Raw genomic sequence first — 992 nt, 5'->3', positions numbered from 1 at the left:
GGGAGTGCAGGTGTATCTTTTATCGGAGAAATCCATGGGTAAACTTCGTTTTTTTGATATGTTAAAAATTCATCATTACACGTTTATCTGGAGCGATCGGGGTGGTTATTTATCCGTAATATGCTACACAAAAGTAGTGATAAAACCCTAATATCCAATACTTTGTCATTTTGTTTGGTTTTATGAATAAAAAAAATTAGTACTTCAGATAAGATACGTATATTTACGCGTTACACGAAAGCGCATACCCAAAGCCGAACAAAACTCTTATGAAAAGAATATATCTAATTTTTTTGTTAATAATAGCTCAAACAGTATTTTCACAAAAAGATAATAGAATTGAAAATATTGGTGAAGCCACCTCTCAATTATTAATAAAAGGAGACGATATTGACAATTTTAAGTATGCAATTAAAATACAAAGTTTGTATCCTAACGAAGATTTTTCAAAATTTAAAGATAGTCCTGCAGAAGTTATTTTAAACATGCTAAATGGAGCAGAATTGGAGTTGCCAAAAGCATGGAATGAAGTAGTAAAAGAATCTGGCGAATACAAAATTGATAAAACTTCGAAATATGTTTTTACCTATAGTCATAAAATGGGAGTTGACAACTATATAGCAACTTCTGTCATAGAGAGTCAATCAAAATATTATGCATTTAGTTACAATTTATTGCAATGGGGAGAGGATATTTACATTTCTCGCTTTTACAAAAAAGTAATGGAATTTGAAACTGTTGAACAGATAGATTCAAATCCCTTCGTAATTATTCATGATGAAATGCAAAAGGAATTAAATGAAATCGATGAAAATCACTCTGAGGAAATTTTAATTGGTCCCCAAAATTAGCAAATCATTGCGCCTTCGTGTAATAACTAAGCTTTCGTTGGGCTTGAAAAGCCAACAATGAAAGCCCGTTGAACGGAAGCTCCGGTAGCTTTTCGACAGTATTTTGGTTCTCTTATGGGGATTTCGTTTTTAGCATTCAGA

At 32.0% G+C, this 992-nt stretch carries 1 protein-coding gene; it reads left to right on the top strand.

What is annotated here, in order from left to right:
* Positions 1–269 precede the first annotated feature (269 nt).
* Positions 270–851, top strand: coding sequence for a hypothetical protein (locus L0951_RS13650; protein ID WP_234111811.1), 582 nt, complete (start codon positions 270–272; stop codon positions 849–851).
* Positions 852–992 lie beyond the last annotated feature (141 nt).

Source organism: Chryseobacterium sp. R2A-55, assembly GCF_021401085.1.
Lineage (GTDB): Bacteria > Bacteroidota > Bacteroidia > Flavobacteriales > Weeksellaceae > Kaistella.
Note: the sequence above shows the minus strand (reverse complement) of the source record. Positions and strands in the feature narration are given on the sequence as shown.